We start from the raw sequence: 16,885 nt of genomic DNA on the forward strand, positions 1-16,885 counted from the left end.
CCATATGGTAAACCTCCTGTGTGGTGCTTCTATTCTACACCACACAGGAGGTTTACACAAAGTTTGGGACAGCCTCGCTTTTCCAGCCAGGAGCTGTCCACACTGGATCACTTGCAGAAGCGTATGCTGCAAAATTTGTCCCAGTACCAGACTTGCATACAAAACGAGGCTTCAACCAAATGAGAAACGTATTACAACAGCTGGGAAGGTATCGCAAAGATACCTTCCTGTGTATTGCCATGGCGGCGCTGGAGGTCTTTATGGAGATCCTGCTGCCTTTCATCACCGCTATCATCATTGATAAGGGCCTGGAGGCGGCCAATCTTTCCGTGGTATACCGCTATGGCGCCGTTATGGTGGTTATGGCGCTGTGCAGCTTGCTGTTTGGCGCGATGGCCGGAAAATTTGCTGCCAGCGCATCTTCCGGGCTGTCGGCCAATCTGCGGGAGGCGATCTACGCCCGCATCCAGACCTTTTCCTTTTCCAATATCGACAAGTTCAGCGTACCCGGTCTGGTGACCCGTATGACCACCGACATCACCAATGTACAGAATGCCTTTATGATGGTGATCCGTATCGCGGTGCGGACCCCGCTGATGCTGATCTTCAGCTATGTGATGTGCCTCATCATCAGCCCGCCCATGAGCTTGATGTTCCTCATCGCCGTGGTGTTTCTGGTGGTGGTGCTGGGCGTCATCATGGTAGTCACCCTGAAGATCTTTAATCGGGCCTTTCAGAAGTATGACGACCTGAACGCCAGTGTACAGGAGAACATCTCCGCCATCCGGGTGGTAAAGGCATTTGTCCGGGAGAACTATGAAAACAGCAAGTTTGCCAAAGCGTCGGCCAACCTGTATAAGCTGTTTGTCAAGGCGGAGGGGCTGCTGGCCTTCAATAACCCGGCTATGATGCTGGCGGTCTACTTCTGCATCCTCTCCGCTTCCTGGCTGGGCGCTCAGTTTATCGTGAGCGGCAGCATGACCACCGGTGATCTGACCAGCCTGTTCAGTTACATCATGTCCCTGCTGATGAGTCTGATGATGCTATCCATGGTGGTGGTCATGATCTCCATGTCCATGGCCAGCATCCGCCGTATCAGCGAGGTACTTAGCGAGACCCCCGACCTGAAGGAGCCCGACCAGCCGGTGCTCCAGGTGGCTGACGGCTCCATCGACTTCGACCACGTCAGCTTTTCTTACAAGCAGGGCAGCGGAAAGAACGCGCTGTCCGACATTGACCTGCACATCAAGTCCGGCGAGACCATCGGGGTCATTGGCGGCACTGGTTCGGGCAAGAGCAGCCTGGTGAATCTGATCTGCCGCCTGTACGACGTCAGTGAGGGCGCCGTCAAGGTGGGCGGTCTGGACGTGCGGAAGTATGATATGGAGGCCCTGCGCAATCAGGTGTCGGTAGTGCTGCAAAAGAACACCCTGTTTTCCGGCACCATTCTGGATAATCTGCGCTGGGGCAAGCCGAAGGCTACCGAGGCTGAGTGCGTCCAGGCCTGTCAGGCCGCCTGCGCCGACGAGTTTATCGACCGTTTCCCAGACGGCTACCAGACCCGCATCGAGCGGGGAGGCGCCAACGTGTCCGGCGGCCAGAAGCAGCGGCTGTGCATCGCCTGGGCCCTGCTGAAAAAGCCCAAGGTGCTGATTTTGGACGACTCTACCTCCGCCGTGGATACTACCACCGACGCCAAGATCCGGGCGGCCTTTGCGGAAAAGATCCCCGGCACCACCAAGATCATCATTGCCCAGCGGGTCTCCAGTGTGGAGCACGCCGACCGGATTCTGGTGTTGGACGAGGGGCGGATCAGTGGCTTTGATACCCATGAACACCTGTTGGAGACCAACGCCATTTACCGGGAGATTTATGACTCCCAGGTCAAGGGCGGCGGCGACTTCGACCAGCCCGCGTAAAAAGGAGGTCTCTGTTATGAAACAAAAATCTGGCTCCACCGGGGTGCTCCGCCGGGTGCTGCGCTATATGCTCCGGTACTACGGCCCCCTCTTCGCCCTGGTGATCTTCTGTATCCTGTTCTCCGCGGTTGCCACTGTCGTGGCGGCCACCTTCCCGCAAACGCTGGTGGACGACTACATCGTCCCCATGCTCAACAGCGGCTCCCGGGACTTCAGCGGCCTGGCGGCGGATATCACCAGACTGGCCTGCTTTATGGTGGTTGGCATCCTGGCCGCTTTCGCCTATAACCGCATCATGGTCAACATCAGCCAGGGCACCATGCGGCACCTGCGGGACGATTTATTCCGCCGGATGGAGTCCCTGCCCATCCAATATTTTGACACCCATGCCCACGGCGATATCATGTCGGTATACATCAACGACGTGGATACGCTGCGCCAACTGATCAGCCAGAGCATTCCCCAGGTCATCAACTCGGGCATTACCATGATCGCCACTTTGGTGACCATGCTTCTGATCAACCCCTTCCTCACCCTGATTTCGGTGGTCACAGCCCTGATAATGCTGGCGGTTACCTCCCGTTTCTCCAAGTTATCGGGGAAATATTATGTCCGGCAGCAGCAGGACCTGGGCGCTGTAGACGGCTTTATCGAGGAGATGCTGGACGGACAGAAGGTGGTCAAGGTCTTCTGCCATGAACAGGCGGCCATGGAGGACTTCCACAAGGTGAATGAGGCCCTGCGGGAGAGTGCCAATAAGGCCAACCGCTACGCCAATCTGCTGATGCCAATCAACGCCAACATCGGCTGGCTCAGCTATGCCTTTGTGGCCATCGTAGGGGCTCTGCTGGCTATCAACAGTCTGGCTGGGGTGACCCTGGGCACCGTTATCACCTTTGTGGGCCTGAACAAGAGCTTTACCCAACCCATCACTCAGGTGAGCCAGCAGGTGAATTTCGTCGTCACCGCCGCCGCCGGTGCCCAGCGGGTCTTTGACCTGATGGACCAGCAGCCCGAGGAGGATAAGGGCTATGTGGAGCTGGTCAACGCCAAGGAGGATGGCAGCGGCCAGCTAAGTGAGGCGCAGGAACGCACCAACGTGTGGGCCTGGCGGCATCCCCACAAGGCTGACGGCACCGTAACCTATACCAGGCTGGAGGGCAGCGTGGTTTTTGACGATGTGGACTTTGGCTATACACCGGATAAGATGGTGCTTCACAACATCAGCCTGTGGGCCGAGCCGGGGCAGAAGATCGCCTTTGTAGGGGCCACAGGTGCAGGAAAGACCACCATCACCAACCTGATCAATCGCTTTTATGACATCGCCGACGGCAAGATCCGCTATGACGGCATCAACATCAACAAGATCAAAAAGGCGGATCTGCGCCGCTCCCTGGGTATTGTGCTTCAGGATACCCATCTGTTTACCGGTACGGTGATGGACAACATCCGTTACGGCAATCTGGAGGCCAGCGATGAGGAGTGTATCGCCGCTGCCACCCTGGCCAATGCCGACGGCTTTATCCGCCGCCTGCCCGACGGCTACAACACCATGCTCACCGGAGACGGGGCCAACCTGAGCCAGGGCCAGCGGCAGCTGCTGGCCATTGCTCGGGCGGCGGTGGCCGACCCGCCGGTGCTCATTCTGGACGAGGCCACCTCCTCCATCGATACCCGGACGGAAAAGCTGGTGCAGGACGGTATGGACGCCCTGATGACCGGCCGGACCACCTTTGTCATTGCCCACCGGCTGTCCACAGTCCGCAATGCTGACTGTATCATGGTCATGGAGCAGGGCCGTATCATCGAGCGGGGGACCCACGACCAGCTCATTGAGAAGAAGGGCAGGTACTATCAGCTCTACACCGGAAATCTGGCCGAAGAGGCGGGCTGATCCGTCTCACAGCAGAAAAAGCAAGGCTTCCCGCTAGGGAAGCCTTGCTTTTTAAAGATAAGAGGGGGCAGGCGGATTGGACAGCGGCCCCACAGAGGCCACACAGCGATTGATGGGAGTGCCCAGGCTGTGGAATTTCTCCTCATAGTCGGTCATCACGCCGCAGATACCGTTGGCGTGGAGGTCCCGGGTGACCTGAGAGAGCAGGAACCCGGCCTTGGGAAACTGGAACAGGGACCACTCAAAAAGATCGTGGTTGTCGGTCTTAAAGTGGATCTCCCCCTTTCGGGAGAGTACCTGCCGGTAGCGCAGCAGAAAGTCGGGGTGGGTGAGGCGGCGCTTGGCGTGCCGGTTGCCCGGCCAGGGATCGCAGAAATTGATATAGATGCGGTCTATCTCGCTGGGGGCAAAGAGGTCGGTCAGGTTGGCGGCGTCTCCATCGATGAAAAAGACGTTATGCAGCTCCATGGCGCATACCCGCTCCATGGCGATGACCATGGCGTCAGGCACCCGCTCCACCGCAAGATAGAGGGCCTGGGGATTCTGGGCAGCGGTCTCGGCGGTAAAGCGCCCCTTGCCGCACCCCAGTTCCAGGAAGACGGCCTCCGCCTGGGGCATCAGGCTCTGCCACCGGCCCCGGAGGGCAAGAGGGTCGGAGATCAGGACCCGGGCGCAGCGCTCCATCCGCGGCGCCAGGTTGGGCTTTTTTCTCATTCGCATCTGTGGTCGTCCCCCTGAAAAATATGGTGTGTGCCTGTGGGGCAGGCAAGAAAGGCAGGAAAAAACCCTGCAATCACGAAGAGTGCAGGGTTTTGGCGCAGAAGGAGGGATTTGAACCCTCGCGACGGTTTCCCGCCCTACTCCCTTAGCAGGGGAGCCCCTTCGGCCACTTGGGTACTTCTGCATGCCGAATCAAACAATCCTATTGAAAAATGTGGCGGAGAGAGTGGGATTCGAACCCACGGATGCTTCCACATCGCCGGTTTTCAAGACCGGTTCCTTCAACCACTCGGACATCTCTCCACGCCCTGTCCAGGTCAAATGCAAAAAGAATTATACTATAGCGAAACGGCCTTGTCAATCGTTTTTTTAAATTTTTTAAAATGGACCTTTTGAATTCGGGGCAGACAGTAAAATTCCCGCCACACAGAAGTGCGGCGGGAATTGGGATCAGGCGAAAAACGCGTGGGCGCCGATGGTGGCCACATAGGTGCAGTTCCGGCTGAACCAGCTGCTGGAAGAGATGGAGGGGTTGATAAAATACAGGGCATTGCCCGCAGTATTGGCGCCCTCCAGCGCCAGCTTGGCGGCGATCACACACTCCGCAGTAGGCGTCTTCTGAATACGGCCATTGGAGGCGGGGGTGAACTGGTTGCGCTGGAAGATTACATCGTACACCGTGTTGGGGAACTGGGTGCTGGCCACGCGGTTGAGTACCACGTTGCCCACAGCGATCTTACCCTCCAGGGACTGATTGCCGCTTTCGGCATAGATGATCCGGGAGAGCCAGTACAGATCTTCCTGATTGTAAAAGCTGTCGCCGGACGTGATAGGGCCGCTGCCGGAGGTGATGGCGATTCTGCCGTCCTCTCCGTTCCAGACTACCTGAGCGCCCAGGGCCGTGCACAGGGTGCGGACTGGAACCATCACACAGCCGTCTTCCAGCTTTACGCCGGTGGGCACATACAAGCAGCGGCCGTTGGCCACAATATACTTGGCGCCGGGCTTGAGTTCCAGCTTCAGGCCGGAGGCGGTCACTTCCGCCTGGCCATTGGCCCACACGGCGGTGGCGTCGGGATAGAGGGCCTGCACAATGGGCCAATAGGAAACGTACGTCGTATCGTTCTCTACCTTGCTGGTAAATTCCTGGACAAGGGGCGTACCGTTTACTTCAAAGCTGACGCCGCTCTCAGCAGCGTACGCAGGGCCGGTCAGAGACACACAAAGGGCCAGACCCGCGAGCGCGCAAAGGGCTCGTTTCTTCATTACTAGGATTCCTCCTGTTACAAACTGTTACTTGTTGGTCACTGGTTTGTAACCGTATTGTAACCACTTCTGGCGTGAAAAGTCAATAGGAAATTTTGTATCTCTTTCTGAACCCGTTGCGCCGCAAGGGGTTCAGCAGAAAAAAATTTTTGCAGGGCAACATTTTGCCATAGATTACTGCTGAAAATGGATACAAACAATAACAAAAAGAAACAGCCTTAGACCTGTCCTCTGTCTGTTCGAAATAGGGTGTTTTGGCCGGTAAAATAATGGCCTAGTCTGTTTCAAAAGGGGAGAGGTCTTTCCGGTCAGAGAAAGACCGGAAAAATTTTTAGACTTTTTTCGCTTTACCTCTTGACGACTGAAAAAAATCTGCTATAATGTAATCCGTTGCTTGTTCCAAACGAGCAGCCGGTAGAGCACTCACCATGGAGAGATGGCTGAGTTGGTCGAAGGCGCACGATTGGAAATCGTGTAGGCGTTAATAGCGTCTCGAGGGTTCGAATCCCTCTCTCTCCGCCAAAGAAAGACACGCTGTAAAGCGTGTCTTTCTTTTTTTATTTTACGGTGGTGGACGGGCGCTGTATAGACTGTTTTTTGCTGCTAAAATAAAAGAAGTGGGCCGCGGCAGTTTACGGTCCACTTCTTACATTATATATATAAAGAAAAGCGGTTTGTCTCTCTATTGAAGGCCCTCCATATCCGCCATGCTGGAGCAAATTTGAAACAGGCTATCCAGCAGTTGCGCCCGCTGCGTCTCATCCAGCTTGGCCAGTACCGTCTGGGTCTGGCGCTCCAAAGTCTGCCGGACCTCCCGCTGCTTTTCCCGTCCCTGATCCGTCAGATAGACGTGTAGGGAGCGCCGGTCCCCTTGCTCATTGCAGCGGCGGATCAGGCCCTTTTCTTCCATGCGGTTGAGCAGGCCGGTCAGGGTGGCCGGATCGATCTGACAGCCTGCCGCAATGCTCTTCTGAACGCTGCCGTCGTGGAGGCCCAGGTAGTCCAGCACCTTAGGCTGACCGGCGGTCAGCCCGGAGCCGTTCAATTCCGCCATGACGCTGCGCTGAAACAGAGCCTGAGCCGCCATAAGCAGATAATGGAAACTGTAGTCCATGAGATACACCTCTTATATACACAGGTTCCAAAATAATTTGGATACAAACAGTTTAGCACCCGGCGAATGAGCTGTCAACAGCCGCTTACCCAAAGCCTGTTTCCCATCCTGCCCCAAGTTTAAGGGTGCGTTGCGGCCATGTTATTTGTACTGAGAAAAATCATAGGCCTCTTTGATCCATGTTAACAGCTGCAGATCCATCTCCTCCATGGAGGAAAGCACCACATGATGGGTCCAGCGGTTGGGGTAGGGCTCCACAGCCATCGCGATCCGAGGATGGTCTACCCGGTGAGCCAAACCAAAGGTAACAAGGAGGCAATGCTGGGGCCAGTCTTTTTTGCGGCGGACCGGCAGGGAGAGGGCGGCAAACAGGTGGCGGCCATAAAAGCTGATTTGGCTTTTCTGCACTTTGACGGAGGCGTCTGGCACCACCGCTGACATCCGGTCAAACATGGCCTGATACAGTGCCAATTCTTTGGTGTGGTCTCCAAAATAGGATAAAATATCCGTTTCATAATAGTCTGGTATGTTCATGGCGGTTTCCTCCTGACAGGCAAAACCGGGCCCGTCCCGGCCTGTGTTCCGTCCCATCATACCATGCCGGATGCCGTTTTCCAACTGCGAAAAAGGGGCGCGCTGCAGATTTTTATTCTGCAGCGCGCCCCTTTGACAAGTCAAAGATTAGCGCAGGACGGCTCCCAGCTCTTTCTCCAGAGCGGCCAGAATGCTCTTTACATCCTCATCGGCCTCCTCGCTGGTGAGGGAGCGGTCGTCGGCCCGGAGCACCAGGTTGAAGGCCACGCTCTTCTTGCCCTCGTCCACGCCCTTGCCGCGGTAGATATCGAAGAGTTTGCAGTCCTTCAGCAGGCCCTTGGCCCCCTTACGGATGCAGTCTTCCAGAGCACCCACGGTGACCGCCTCGTCGCACACCACGGCAATATCCCGGGTGACGGCGGGGAACTTGGGCAGGGGAACATACTCGGGGTCGGGGCCCTTGGCGCACATGAGCTGGACCAGCTCCAGCTCCGCGCAGTAGAAGGCGGCATCCACACCGTAATTCTGAGCCACCAGGGGATGGATCTGACCCAGTACGCCCAGACGGCGGTCCCCAGCGTACACGTCGGCCACCCGGCCAGGGTGGTAGGAGGGGTTGGATACACAGGGCACCTCAAAGTGGACATCCTCCACCCGCAGATCCTTCAGAATAGCCTCCACAGCTCCCTTCAGAGCGTAGAAATCCATATCCTCGCCGTAGACGCCCATGGACAGCACCTTGTTTTCTACCGCCAGGCCGTCGTTGCCGCCGGGCAGGTAGACCCGGGCCACCTCGTAAAGGCGCACATCCTGGTTACGGTAGTTGTAGTTCCGGGTCAAAGTCTCCAGCATGGAGGGGAGCACCGTGGTGCGCATGATGGAGGTGTCCTCGCCCAGAGGGTTGAGGATCTTGAAGCTCTCCCGCCGGGGATCGTTTTCCGGCCAGCGGATTTTGTCGTAGCAAGTGGGGGAGATAAAGGAGTAGGTGATGATCTCGTCGTAACCCATGGAACGGCACAGAGAGCCCAGCTGGCGCTCCAGCAGCTCCTCCTGAGAGAACCCGCCCAGGGTGGTCTGGCCCCGCATCAGAGTGGTGGGGATGTTGTTGTAGCCATGGAACCGGGCCACCTCTTCGGCCAGATCGGCCATACCAATGACGTCGCCCCGCCAAGAGGGGACGGTGACCTGGTCGCCATCCATCTGGAAGTCCAGCTTCTTCAGGATAGAAACCATCTCGGCCTCGGGAATGTCGGTACCCAGCAGGCCGTTGATCTTCTCAGGCTCCAGCTTAAGGACACGGGGCTGGGGCACATAGTTCAGAATGTCGATGGTGCCGTCCAACACCTCGCCGGCTCCCAGCAGCTCCACCAGCTCACAGGCCCGGTTGACGGCGGGCAGGGTGTTCAGAGGGTCCAGGCCCTTTTCAAACTTGGCGGAGGCCTCGGTGCGCATACCCAGAGCCAAAGCGCCCTTGCGGATGCAGGTGCCGTCGAAGCAGGCCGACTCGAAGACCACGTCCACGGTGTCGTCCACGATCTCGCTGTTCTCGCCGCCCATGATGCCCGCCAGGCCCACGGCCCGGTGCTCGTCGGCAATGACCAGATGGTTGGCGTTGAGCTTGCGGACGTTGCCGTCCAGGGTGGTCAGCTCCTCGCCCTCTTCCGCCCGGCGGACGATGATCTTGCCGCCCTTCACATAGCGATAGTCAAAGGCGTGCATGGGCTGGCCGTACTCCAGCATTACATAGTTGGTGATGTCCACGATATTGTTGATGGGGCGCACGCCCATGGCCCGCAGCCGCTCCCGCATCCACTTGGGGGAGGGGGCGATCTTCACGTTGCGCACCATGCGGGCGGTGTACCGGGGGCACAGGTCGGCGGCGGCGGTCTCCACGTCCAGCAGCTCCATGAGGCTGCCGTTTCCGCCTCCCTTGACCACGGGCTCATGGAGCTTCAGGGGCTGGTCGAAGGTAGCAGCAGCCTCCCGGGCCAGACCGATGACGGACAGGCAGTCGGGGCGGTTGGGGGTGATTTCAAACTCCACCACATGGTCGTCCAGACCGATGATGGGCTTGATATCGTCGCCGGGCTTGCAGTCCTCGTTGAGCACAAAAATGCCATCCTCAATACAGTGGGGGAACTCAGCCTGCTGGGCGTGGAGGTCGGTCAGGGTGCAGATGGTGCCGCTCTTGGTGTTGTAGGCCACCAGATCCCCCTCGTGGAGGTTGGGGCAGCCGGTGGAGACGGTACAGGCGCCCTCTCCGGTGTCCAGAGCCACGTCATAGGTGGAGTAGCCTGTGGTGGTGACAGCGGTCACCTTGGCGGCCACCACGGGGCCGTAGATCTTGTGACCGGGGGCAATGTCGGCGGGGATGGAGGGCTTGTCCTTGTCCAGGGGATGATAGTCCCCCAGAATGGCGGCGGGGGTGATGACGGCGTAGGGGAAATCACGGGTGTCCAGGCCCAGCTCGGAGAGGCCGCAGAACATGCCGTTGGACACGACGCCCCGCAGCTTGCCCTTCTGGATCTTTACGCCGCCGGGCAGGGTGGACTTGTGGAGGGCCACCGGCATCAGGTCGCCGGGGTGGATGTTCCAGGCGCCGGTGACGATTTGGATGGGCTCTTCCTTGCCCACCTCCACCTGGCAGATCCACATGTGGTCAGAGTCGGGATGGCGCTCCATGGACAGCAGACGGCCCACCACTACATTGGAGATTTCCTCCCCCAGGTCGTGGGTCAGCTCCACCTTGGAGCCGGACAGGGTCATAGCCTCAGCAAATTCCTTGTCGGAGGCAGTCACAGTGACAAATTCATTCAGCCATTTTCTGCTCAGATTCATTGTTTCTACACTCCTTTCTCAGAATTGCTCCAGGAACCGTACATCATTTTCAAAGATGAGCCGCAAATCGGCGATCTTGAACCGGCGCATGGCGGTGCGCTCCAGGCCGATGCCGAAGGCCCAGCCGGAATACACATTGGGGTCGATGCCGCTCATCTCCAGCACCCGGGGGTGGATCATACCGGCGCCCAGCAGCTCGATCCAGCCCTCACCCTTACAGGTGGGGCAGCCCACGCCGCCGCACTTGTGACACTGTACGTCCATCTCACAGGAGGGTTCGGTGAAGGGGAAGTGGTGGGGACGGAACCGGGTCTTGGTGCCCGCGCCGTAGAGCTTCTCCACCACGGTATTCAGGGTGCCCTTCAAATCGGCCATGGTGACCCCCTTGTCGATGACCATGCCCTCTACCTGATGGAACATGGGGGAGTGGGTGGCGTCCACCTCGTCCTTGCGGTATACCCGGCCGGGGGCGATGATGCGGATGGGTAGTTCCATGGTGTCCATGGCCCGGACCTGCATGGGGGAGGTCTGGGAGCGGAGCATTACCCGGCTGTCCTCGTCAAAGTAAAAGGTGTCCGACCAGTCCCGGGAGGGGTGGCCTTCCTCGGCGTTGAGGCGGTCAAAGTTCAGCTCAGCCAGCTCCACCTCGGGACCGTCCAGCACGGTGAAGCCCATGCCGATGAAGATGTCCTTGATCTCGTCCAGGGCGATATACATGGGGTGCCGGTGGCCCAGCTTGACAGACTTGCCGGGGACGGTAATATCCAGGGCTTCCGCCTTCAGCCGCTCTTCCAGGGCTTTGGCCTCCAGCTCTTTGCCCTTGGCTTCCAGGGCCCCCTCCAGAGCGGCCCGTACCTCGTTGGCCAGCTGGCCCATGGCGGGACGCTCCTCGGCGGACAGCTTGCCCATCATCTTGAGTACGGCGGTCAGTTCGCCCTTTTTGCCCAGGTACTTGACCCGCAGGGCGTCCAGGTCCTGGGCGGTGCCGGCGCCGTCAAAGGCGGCCAGGGCCTCCTGGCGTATGGTCTCCAGTGTTTCCTTCATATTCGCAGCTCCTTTTGCAGTAATAACAATGAAAAAAGCCCTCCATCCCAAACAATTGGGACGAAAGGCAAACCTTCCGCGGTACCACCCGCATTTCCCGCGCACAGCGGGCACTCTGGCCCCGGTAACGTGGGGCGAGTCCGTCCCTGTCTCCAGGGCCGCTCCAGGACGAACCGAGCGGGCCGATCCCGCATCCGCTTTCAGCCGGTGACGGATGCTCTCTGCCGGGGCGGGAAACCGCTCTTTTTCCCTTCTTCGCATGTAAGCCTATTTATAGCACAGATTTGAAAAAAGAGCAAGAACAAAATTGACGCAGGAGCTGCGGCGGCATATAATGGGGACTGCCTGATGGAACCATAAAAACGAGCAATACCAGAGACAGGAGCGTGGATGAATATGCGGATCGCCACAGCACAGCAGATGCGGGAGACCGACCGGATCGCCATTCAGGAGCGGGGGATTTCCTCCACAGACCTGATGGAGCGGGCGGCGGCGGCAGTGGCCGAGGAGGTCATGACCCTGGTGGGGGACTGCGCCGGCCGGGTGGTATGCTTCTGCGGTCCCGGCAACAATGGCGGTGACGGAGTGGCCTGCGCCCGGCTGCTGCTGGAGGCAGGCTTTGAGGTGCGGTGTGTGCTGGTGGGCAGCCATGAGAAGATGACCGGCGACACCCGGGCCATGGAGGTCAAACTGGCGGCGGCGGGGGGCAAGCTGGAGCCCTTCCAGCCTGATGACCCTGCCTTTGCAGCCTGGTGTCTGAGGGCCAACGCCATGGTGGACGCCATTTTCGGGATCGGCCTGAACAGCGACGTGCGGGGGGACGCCCTTACCGCCATCCAGATGATGAATACCTGCGACATCCCGGTGGTGTCCGCCGACATCTCCAGCGGGGTGGAGGCCGATACCGGCCGGGTGCTGGGAACTGCGGTACATGCCGCCCGGACGGTGACCTTTACCCTGCCCAAGGCAGGACACTATGTTGGTAAGGGCGGGCTGTGTACCGGAGAGCTGACGGTGGTGGACATCGGTATCCCCAAGGACCTGGTGGAGGGCCTGGACTGCCCGGTATGCAGTGTAGAGGCTGGGGATGTGAAGCTGCCCCGCCGCCCTCTGGATGCCCATAAAGGGGATTTCGGGCGCTGTGCCATTTTAGGGGGCAGCGTGGGCTATACCGGTGCGCCGGTGCTGGCGGCCCAGGCGGCAGTACGTACCGGCGCGGGGCTGGTGTCGGTGGGGGTACCCTCCCCAGTGTGGCCCATCGCCGCATCCAAGCTGGACGAGGCCATGCCCTACCCTCTCCCGGCGGGGAAAGAGGGACAGCTCTCCCTGGAGGCAGGGGAGGCCATCCATACCAAGCTGGCCGGGTGCGGCGTTTGCCTCATTGGACCGGGGCTGGGCCGGGGCAACGGCGTCATCGCCGTGGTGCGCCACCTGCTGCGGGAGATTCATATCCCGGTGGTGCTGGATGCCGACGGCATAAACGCGTTGGAGGGGCATATAGATATTCTGGACGCGCGGCAGGGCCTGCACACGGTGCTCACCCCCCACGACGGGGAATTTGCCCGGCTGGGGGGAGATCTGTCCGACGGAGACCGGCTGGGGGCCGCCCGGCGCTTTGCGGTAGAGCACAGCTGTTGTCTGGTGCTCAAGGGCCACCGGACCATCACCGCTTTCCCCGATGGTACTGCCTATATCAACACCACCGGCAATCCGGGCATGGCCAAGGGGGGCAGCGGCGACGTGCTGGCGGGCGTGATCCTGTCCCTGCTGGGTCAGGGTTTGCCCGCTAGGCAGGCGGTGCCTTTCGCCGTGTGGCTCCACGGCGCCGCCGGAGATCTGTGTGCCGGGGAGATCGGGGAGTACGGCATGACCCCCACCGACGTGGTGGCGGCGCTGCCCCGCGTGCTCAAGCAATCCGTGGAATAAAGGGGGAGGTGCCGTGGGTCGCCGGACCGGTCTGTGGGTACTGATGATAACACTCTGTCTGGTCCTGTCCGCCTGCGGCGGCGGAGCCACCGGAGCGGAGCAGCTGGCCCTGGATATCCGGGGAGAGTACCTGGCTATGGAGGGATGTACGGGGACGCTGACCATCACCGCCGACTACGGCCAGCGGGTCTACGAGTACGGGGTGGATCTGACCTACCGGCGGGCGGGGGAGAGCGTGCTCACCCTTACCAGTCCGGAGGCTGTGGCCGGGGTCACCGCCCGGCTGGAAAACGGCAGCGGAAGCCTGGAGTATGACGGGATGCGGGTGGAAACCGGACCGCTGGATGAAAACGGTATGAGCCCCATGGACGCGGTCCCAACCCTGATGCATTATGCCACCGAGGGCTTTATTGCTGAGTGTACCATGGAGGAAACCGACGGAGGCCAGGTCCTGCGGGTGATCTGCCGGGACCCGGAACAACAGGCGGGAACGGGGCAGGAGTGCTCCCTCTGGTTTGACCCGGACAGCCATGCTCTGCTGCGGGGGGAGCTGTCCCAGGATGGATATACCGTGATCCAGTGCGTTTTTTCCGCCTTCCAGCTCACAGGAGCGGGAACAGAATAAAAGAAAGAAGGGCCTGCCGCAACATCCATTGCGGCAGGCCCCAGTCTTTCAGTACAAATCCATTAAAAAGAAACAGTGTCGTCTTCGTCGTCGATGTCGTCGGCCTGGGCGGCCTCCCGCTCCAGATCGTCCAGTTCTGCCAGACGGCGGCGCAGCTCTTCCCGCTGCTGGGCGGTCATCTCATTGATCCGCTGGTTGAACTGCTCCTCCCGGCGGCGCTTGGCATCCTCCTGATATTTGCGCTGAAGCTCCGCGCCGTGTTTGCGGCCCTCTTCCAGCGCCACGGCGCCCTTTTCCACCAAAATCTTCCCGGCTTTGCCTACCTGTTCGGCGGCCAGAGCCACCAGACCCACGCTGGCCAGACCCACATCGGCCAACACCTTACCCAGTTCATCTACCATGGAAAAAACCTCCTTCCAGTTGTCTGATGGGTATAGTATATCCCAAACGAAGGAGAATGTCTTGAGAATTCTATGAACATTGCAAAAAATATAGGGGTATCAAGGCAGGGAAAGTTCGGGGTTGTGACCGGGGCGGCGGCGTAGTATAATGAAACCAACTGGTCTGACGCTCTGCGGCGGAAGGACCGGACTGGTACACGGATACGGGTACCGCGTATCTTATGGGTTAAGAGGATGACAGATGAAACAGACGCAGACAAGGACCTGGACAGAGATTGATCTGTCCGATCTGGAACATAATTACCGGGCGCTGCGGGCCATGCTGCCCCAGGGCTGCCGGTTTTTGGGCGTGGTCAAGGCAGACGCCTATGGACATGGAGCGGTGCCGGTAGCCCGGCGGCTGGAACGGCTGGGGGCGGAATATCTGGCGGTGGCCTGTCTGGACGAGGCGTCCGAGCTGCGCCAGGCGGGGATTACCACCCCCATTCTGATTTTGGGCTATACCCCAACTGAGCGGGCGGAGGACCTGCTGGAACAGGTCCTGACCCAGACGGTGTATGATGTGGAGATGGCCAAGGCCCTGTCCCAGGCGGCGGTAGCCGCGGGAAAGACCCTGAAAATCCACATCAAGGCGGATACCGGCATGTCCCGGCTGGGCTGGCTGTGCGGCGGTGAAGCGTTGGAGCCGGCGGTGGAGTCCATCGCCCAGGTATGCACCCTGCCCGGGCTGGAGGCGGAGGGGATCTATACCCACTTTGCCAACGCCGACGGGGATGAGGACTATACCATGCTCCAGTTTACCCGCTTTCTGGACCTGCTGGAGGCCTTGAAGGGCCGGGGGATCACCTTTTCCATCCGCCATTGTGCCGCCAGTGCGGCGGTGCTCAATTTCCCCTGTACCTATCTGGACATGGTGCGGCCCGGCATCGCCCTGTACGGTCATTATCCAGATCCCTCCTGTGAGGGACTGGACGGCCCCGGCCTGCGGCCGGTGATGACCCTCAAAACCCGGGTGGCCTCAGTAAAGACGGTGCCCGCCGGGACCCCGGTGAGCTACGGCTGCACCCATGTGCTGGACCGGGAGACCAAGCTGGCCGCTCTCACCATCGGCTATGCCGACGGACTGCCCCGGCTGTGCTCCGACAGGCTGGAGGTGCTTATCCACGGCCAAAAGGCCCCTATTGTGGGCCGGATCTGCATGGATATGTGTATGGCGGACGTTACCGGTCTGGAAGTGGCGCCGGGGGACGAGGTGGAGGTATTCGGCAAGCACCTGCCCATTGAGGATCTGGCCGCTCTGGCGGGTACCGTCCAGTATGAGCTGCTGTGCGCCGTGTCTCCCCGGGTCCATCGGGCTTATCTGGAGTGAGGCACCGGCTGTCCGGCCTGAGCATACAATGGGCCGGGGGAGAAAGGGCAGGCCCGGCGGCGGGAGGGCCAACCACCCCGCGAAATTTCGTGGAGCGGGTATAATTCCCGCCGCCCCGTGGGAAAATCATAGTGACCACGTTACATAGGCCTGGGGCCGTGTGACGCTGGTGACTATTTTCCGGCGGAGTGTGAGCTTTTGTGGATAACAGCGTAAAACGCGGAGACATTTTCTATGCCGATCTGAGCCCCGTGGTGGGCAGTGAGCAGGGGGGTGTGCGGCCGGTACTCATCGTACAGAATGACACCGGCAACCGGCACAGCCCTACGGTTATTGCCGCTGCCATCACATCCCAGACCGGCAAGGCCCGTCTGCCCACCCACATCGAGCTCTCAGCCAACACCTACGGCCTCCCCAAGGAGTCGGTGGTGCTGCTGGAACAGATCCGGACGCTGGACAAAAGGCGGCTGAGAGAGCACATGGGACGGTTGGACGAAGCGCAGATGCAGCGGGTGGACAACGCCATCGCGGTCAGCTTTGGCCTGCACACGGGCACCATGGTATGAACACACTGGGGGAGCCGCCCCGGCGGGCGGCTCCCCGTCAGACAGGAGGTACATAATGAAACAGAAAAAGTGGCCGGTCCGACTGATTTCCGGCGGCCTGGTGACCCTGGCGCTGGCAGGGGTGGCGGTGGCCGCTGGCCAGCAGGGCACCCAGTCCGATCCCCTGGTCACCATCAGCTATCTGGAGCAGCAGGCTATGCCTTCCATTTTAAACCAAGTGGACAAGACGGTGTTGGACAAGCAGACCGTCCTGGAGCAGAAGCTGGCCGCCGTTGTAGACAACTATGTAAAGGAAGTGGAGAGCAAGCTGAGCGGCACATCCGGCGGCCAGACCTCCGCCGGAGGGGTGTTCCAGATTGTGGACCTGAAGGCGGGACAGACGGTGGTAGGCACCGCGGCCTGTGAGTTTCTCCTCCGATCCGGGACGGCGTCCTGCGTCTCCGACACCACCCCCGGACTCATCGACACCACCGACGGCTCCGCCCTGGGGGGCGGTTCCAATCTGACCACCAACCACCTGTATCTGGCTACCGTTGACGGGCGGGGGGTCAAGGCCGTCACCAATGTGACTATTATGGTGCGGGGCAGCTATACCATTCGGTAAGCGGGAAGGGGACAGCTCCCCCACTCTCGCAGCCTTTGGCCGTACGGGTTGGAGCGCACAAGCCG

Annotated in this window: 14 protein-coding genes and 3 tRNA genes; 8 read left to right on the top strand and 9 right to left on the bottom strand. The window is 59.8% G+C overall.

The window, feature by feature from the left end; translation table 11 throughout:
* Positions 1-179: 179 nt before the first annotated feature.
* Together Q0J75_RS08180 and Q0J75_RS08185 are read left to right on the top strand one after the other, a co-directional pair.
* Complete coding sequence (locus Q0J75_RS08180; RefSeq protein WP_297199414.1) at positions 180-1,919, top strand: ABC transporter ATP-binding protein; 1,740 nt, start codon at positions 180-182, stop codon at positions 1,917-1,919.
* 67 nt (positions 1,920-1,986) lie between these two features.
* Positions 1,987-3,813 (top strand): ABC transporter ATP-binding protein, encoded by a 1,827-nt coding sequence (locus tag Q0J75_RS08185; protein ID WP_297199496.1) that lies wholly within the window; start codon positions 1,987-1,989, stop codon positions 3,811-3,813.
* Positions 3,814-3,864: 51 nt separating this feature from the next.
* Here Q0J75_RS08185 and trmB read toward each other — a convergent pair whose 3' ends face one another.
* The 4 genes from trmB to Q0J75_RS08205 form a co-directional block, all read right to left on the bottom strand.
* Positions 3,865-4,533 (bottom strand): tRNA (guanosine(46)-N7)-methyltransferase TrmB, encoded by a 669-nt coding sequence (gene trmB / locus Q0J75_RS08190; protein WP_297199417.1) that lies wholly within the window; start codon positions 4,531-4,533, stop codon positions 3,865-3,867.
* 93 nt (positions 4,534-4,626) lie between these two features.
* A tRNA-Ser gene (locus Q0J75_RS08195) sits at positions 4,627-4,717 on the bottom strand.
* Between the two features lie 31 nt (positions 4,718-4,748).
* Positions 4,749-4,836 (bottom strand) — tRNA-Ser (locus tag Q0J75_RS08200).
* Positions 4,837-4,983: 147 nt separating this feature from the next.
* Entirely contained in the window at positions 4,984-5,799 is an 816-nt protein-coding gene (locus Q0J75_RS08205; RefSeq protein ID WP_297199420.1) for a cell wall hydrolase, read from the bottom strand.
* 430 nt (positions 5,800-6,229) lie between these two features.
* On the opposite strand from Q0J75_RS08205, the gene Q0J75_RS08210 reads away from it, so the two are divergent.
* Positions 6,230-6,321, top strand: a tRNA-Ser gene (locus tag Q0J75_RS08210).
* Positions 6,322-6,481: 160 nt separating this feature from the next.
* Here Q0J75_RS08210 and Q0J75_RS08215 read toward each other — a convergent pair.
* From Q0J75_RS08215 to pheS, 4 genes are all read right to left on the bottom strand, one after another.
* Positions 6,482-6,913 (bottom strand): MarR family winged helix-turn-helix transcriptional regulator, encoded by a 432-nt coding sequence (locus Q0J75_RS08215; protein WP_297199423.1) that lies wholly within the window; start codon positions 6,911-6,913, stop codon positions 6,482-6,484.
* Positions 6,914-7,054: 141 nt separating this feature from the next.
* On the bottom strand, positions 7,055-7,447 hold the full coding sequence (locus Q0J75_RS08220) for a DUF5655 domain-containing protein (RefSeq protein ID WP_297199425.1): 393 nt from the start codon (positions 7,445-7,447) through the stop codon (positions 7,055-7,057).
* Positions 7,448-7,594: 147 nt separating this feature from the next.
* Entirely contained in the window at positions 7,595-10,285 is a 2,691-nt protein-coding gene (gene pheT, locus Q0J75_RS08225) for a phenylalanine--tRNA ligase subunit beta (RefSeq protein ID WP_297199428.1), read from the bottom strand.
* Between the two features lie 18 nt (positions 10,286-10,303).
* Positions 10,304-11,329: a phenylalanine--tRNA ligase subunit alpha gene (gene pheS, locus Q0J75_RS08230; RefSeq protein WP_297199431.1), complete on the bottom strand. Its 1,026-nt coding sequence runs from the start codon at positions 11,327-11,329 to the stop codon at positions 10,304-10,306.
* A gap of 396 nt (positions 11,330-11,725) precedes the next feature.
* On the opposite strand from pheS, the gene Q0J75_RS08235 reads away from it, so the two are divergent.
* Together Q0J75_RS08235 and Q0J75_RS08240 are read left to right on the top strand one after the other, a co-directional pair.
* Entirely contained in the window at positions 11,726-13,255 is a 1,530-nt protein-coding gene (locus tag Q0J75_RS08235; RefSeq protein WP_297199435.1) for an NAD(P)H-hydrate dehydratase, read from the top strand.
* Between the two features lie 13 nt (positions 13,256-13,268).
* A complete protein-coding gene (locus Q0J75_RS08240) occupies positions 13,269-13,880 on the top strand; it encodes a hypothetical protein (RefSeq protein ID WP_297199438.1) in 612 nt (203 codons plus the stop codon).
* Positions 13,881-13,942: 62 nt separating this feature from the next.
* Here Q0J75_RS08240 and Q0J75_RS08245 read toward each other — a convergent pair whose 3' ends face one another.
* A complete protein-coding gene (locus Q0J75_RS08245) occupies positions 13,943-14,281 on the bottom strand; it encodes a hypothetical protein (RefSeq protein WP_297199441.1) in 339 nt (112 codons plus the stop codon).
* 241 nt (positions 14,282-14,522) lie between these two features.
* Here Q0J75_RS08245 and alr point away from each other — a divergent pair, with 241 nt between their 5' ends.
* The 3 genes from alr to Q0J75_RS08260 all read left to right on the top strand — a co-directional run bounded on the left by alr (position 14,523) and on the right by Q0J75_RS08260 (position 16,820).
* Positions 14,523-15,650 (top strand): alanine racemase, encoded by a 1,128-nt coding sequence (alr, locus tag Q0J75_RS08250; RefSeq protein WP_297199444.1) that lies wholly within the window; start codon positions 14,523-14,525, stop codon positions 15,648-15,650.
* A 200-nt stretch (positions 15,651-15,850) separates the two neighbouring features.
* Positions 15,851-16,216, top strand: coding sequence for a type II toxin-antitoxin system PemK/MazF family toxin (locus Q0J75_RS08255; protein WP_087188294.1), 366 nt, complete (start codon positions 15,851-15,853; stop codon positions 16,214-16,216).
* Positions 16,217-16,271: 55 nt separating this feature from the next.
* Positions 16,272-16,820 (top strand): hypothetical protein, encoded by a 549-nt coding sequence (locus Q0J75_RS08260; protein ID WP_297199448.1) that lies wholly within the window; start codon positions 16,272-16,274, stop codon positions 16,818-16,820.
* Positions 16,821-16,885 lie beyond the last annotated feature (65 nt).

The organism is uncultured Flavonifractor sp., from assembly GCF_944385615.1.
Taxonomy (GTDB): domain Bacteria; phylum Bacillota; class Clostridia; order Oscillospirales; family Oscillospiraceae; genus Flavonifractor.

Coding starts and splice junctions, on each gene's coding strand:
- Q0J75_RS08180 (WP_297199414.1), top strand. CDS start 180: ATGAGAAACGTATTACAACAGCTGGGAAGGTATCGCAAAGATACCTTC.
- Q0J75_RS08185 (WP_297199496.1), top strand. CDS start 1,987: ATGCTCCGGTACTACGGCCCCCTCTTCGCCCTGGTGATCTTCTGTATC.
- trmB (WP_297199417.1), bottom strand. CDS start 4,533: ATGCGAATGAGAAAAAAGCCCAACCTGGCGCCGCGGATGGAGCGCTGC.
- Q0J75_RS08205 (WP_297199420.1), bottom strand. CDS start 5,799: ATGAAGAAACGAGCCCTTTGCGCGCTCGCGGGTCTGGCCCTTTGTGTG.
- Q0J75_RS08215 (WP_297199423.1), bottom strand. CDS start 6,913: ATGGACTACAGTTTCCATTATCTGCTTATGGCGGCTCAGGCTCTGTTT.
- Q0J75_RS08220 (WP_297199425.1), bottom strand. CDS start 7,447: ATGAACATACCAGACTATTATGAAACGGATATTTTATCCTATTTTGGA.
- pheT (WP_297199428.1), bottom strand. CDS start 10,285: ATGAATCTGAGCAGAAAATGGCTGAATGAATTTGTCACTGTGACTGCC.
- pheS (WP_297199431.1), bottom strand. CDS start 11,329: ATGAAGGAAACACTGGAGACCATACGCCAGGAGGCCCTGGCCGCCTTT.
- Q0J75_RS08235 (WP_297199435.1), top strand. CDS start 11,726: ATGCGGATCGCCACAGCACAGCAGATGCGGGAGACCGACCGGATCGCC.
- Q0J75_RS08245 (WP_297199441.1), bottom strand. CDS start 14,281: ATGGTAGATGAACTGGGTAAGGTGTTGGCCGATGTGGGTCTGGCCAGC.
- alr (WP_297199444.1), top strand. CDS start 14,523: ATGAAACAGACGCAGACAAGGACCTGGACAGAGATTGATCTGTCCGAT.
- Q0J75_RS08260 (WP_297199448.1), top strand. CDS start 16,272: ATGAAACAGAAAAAGTGGCCGGTCCGACTGATTTCCGGCGGCCTGGTG.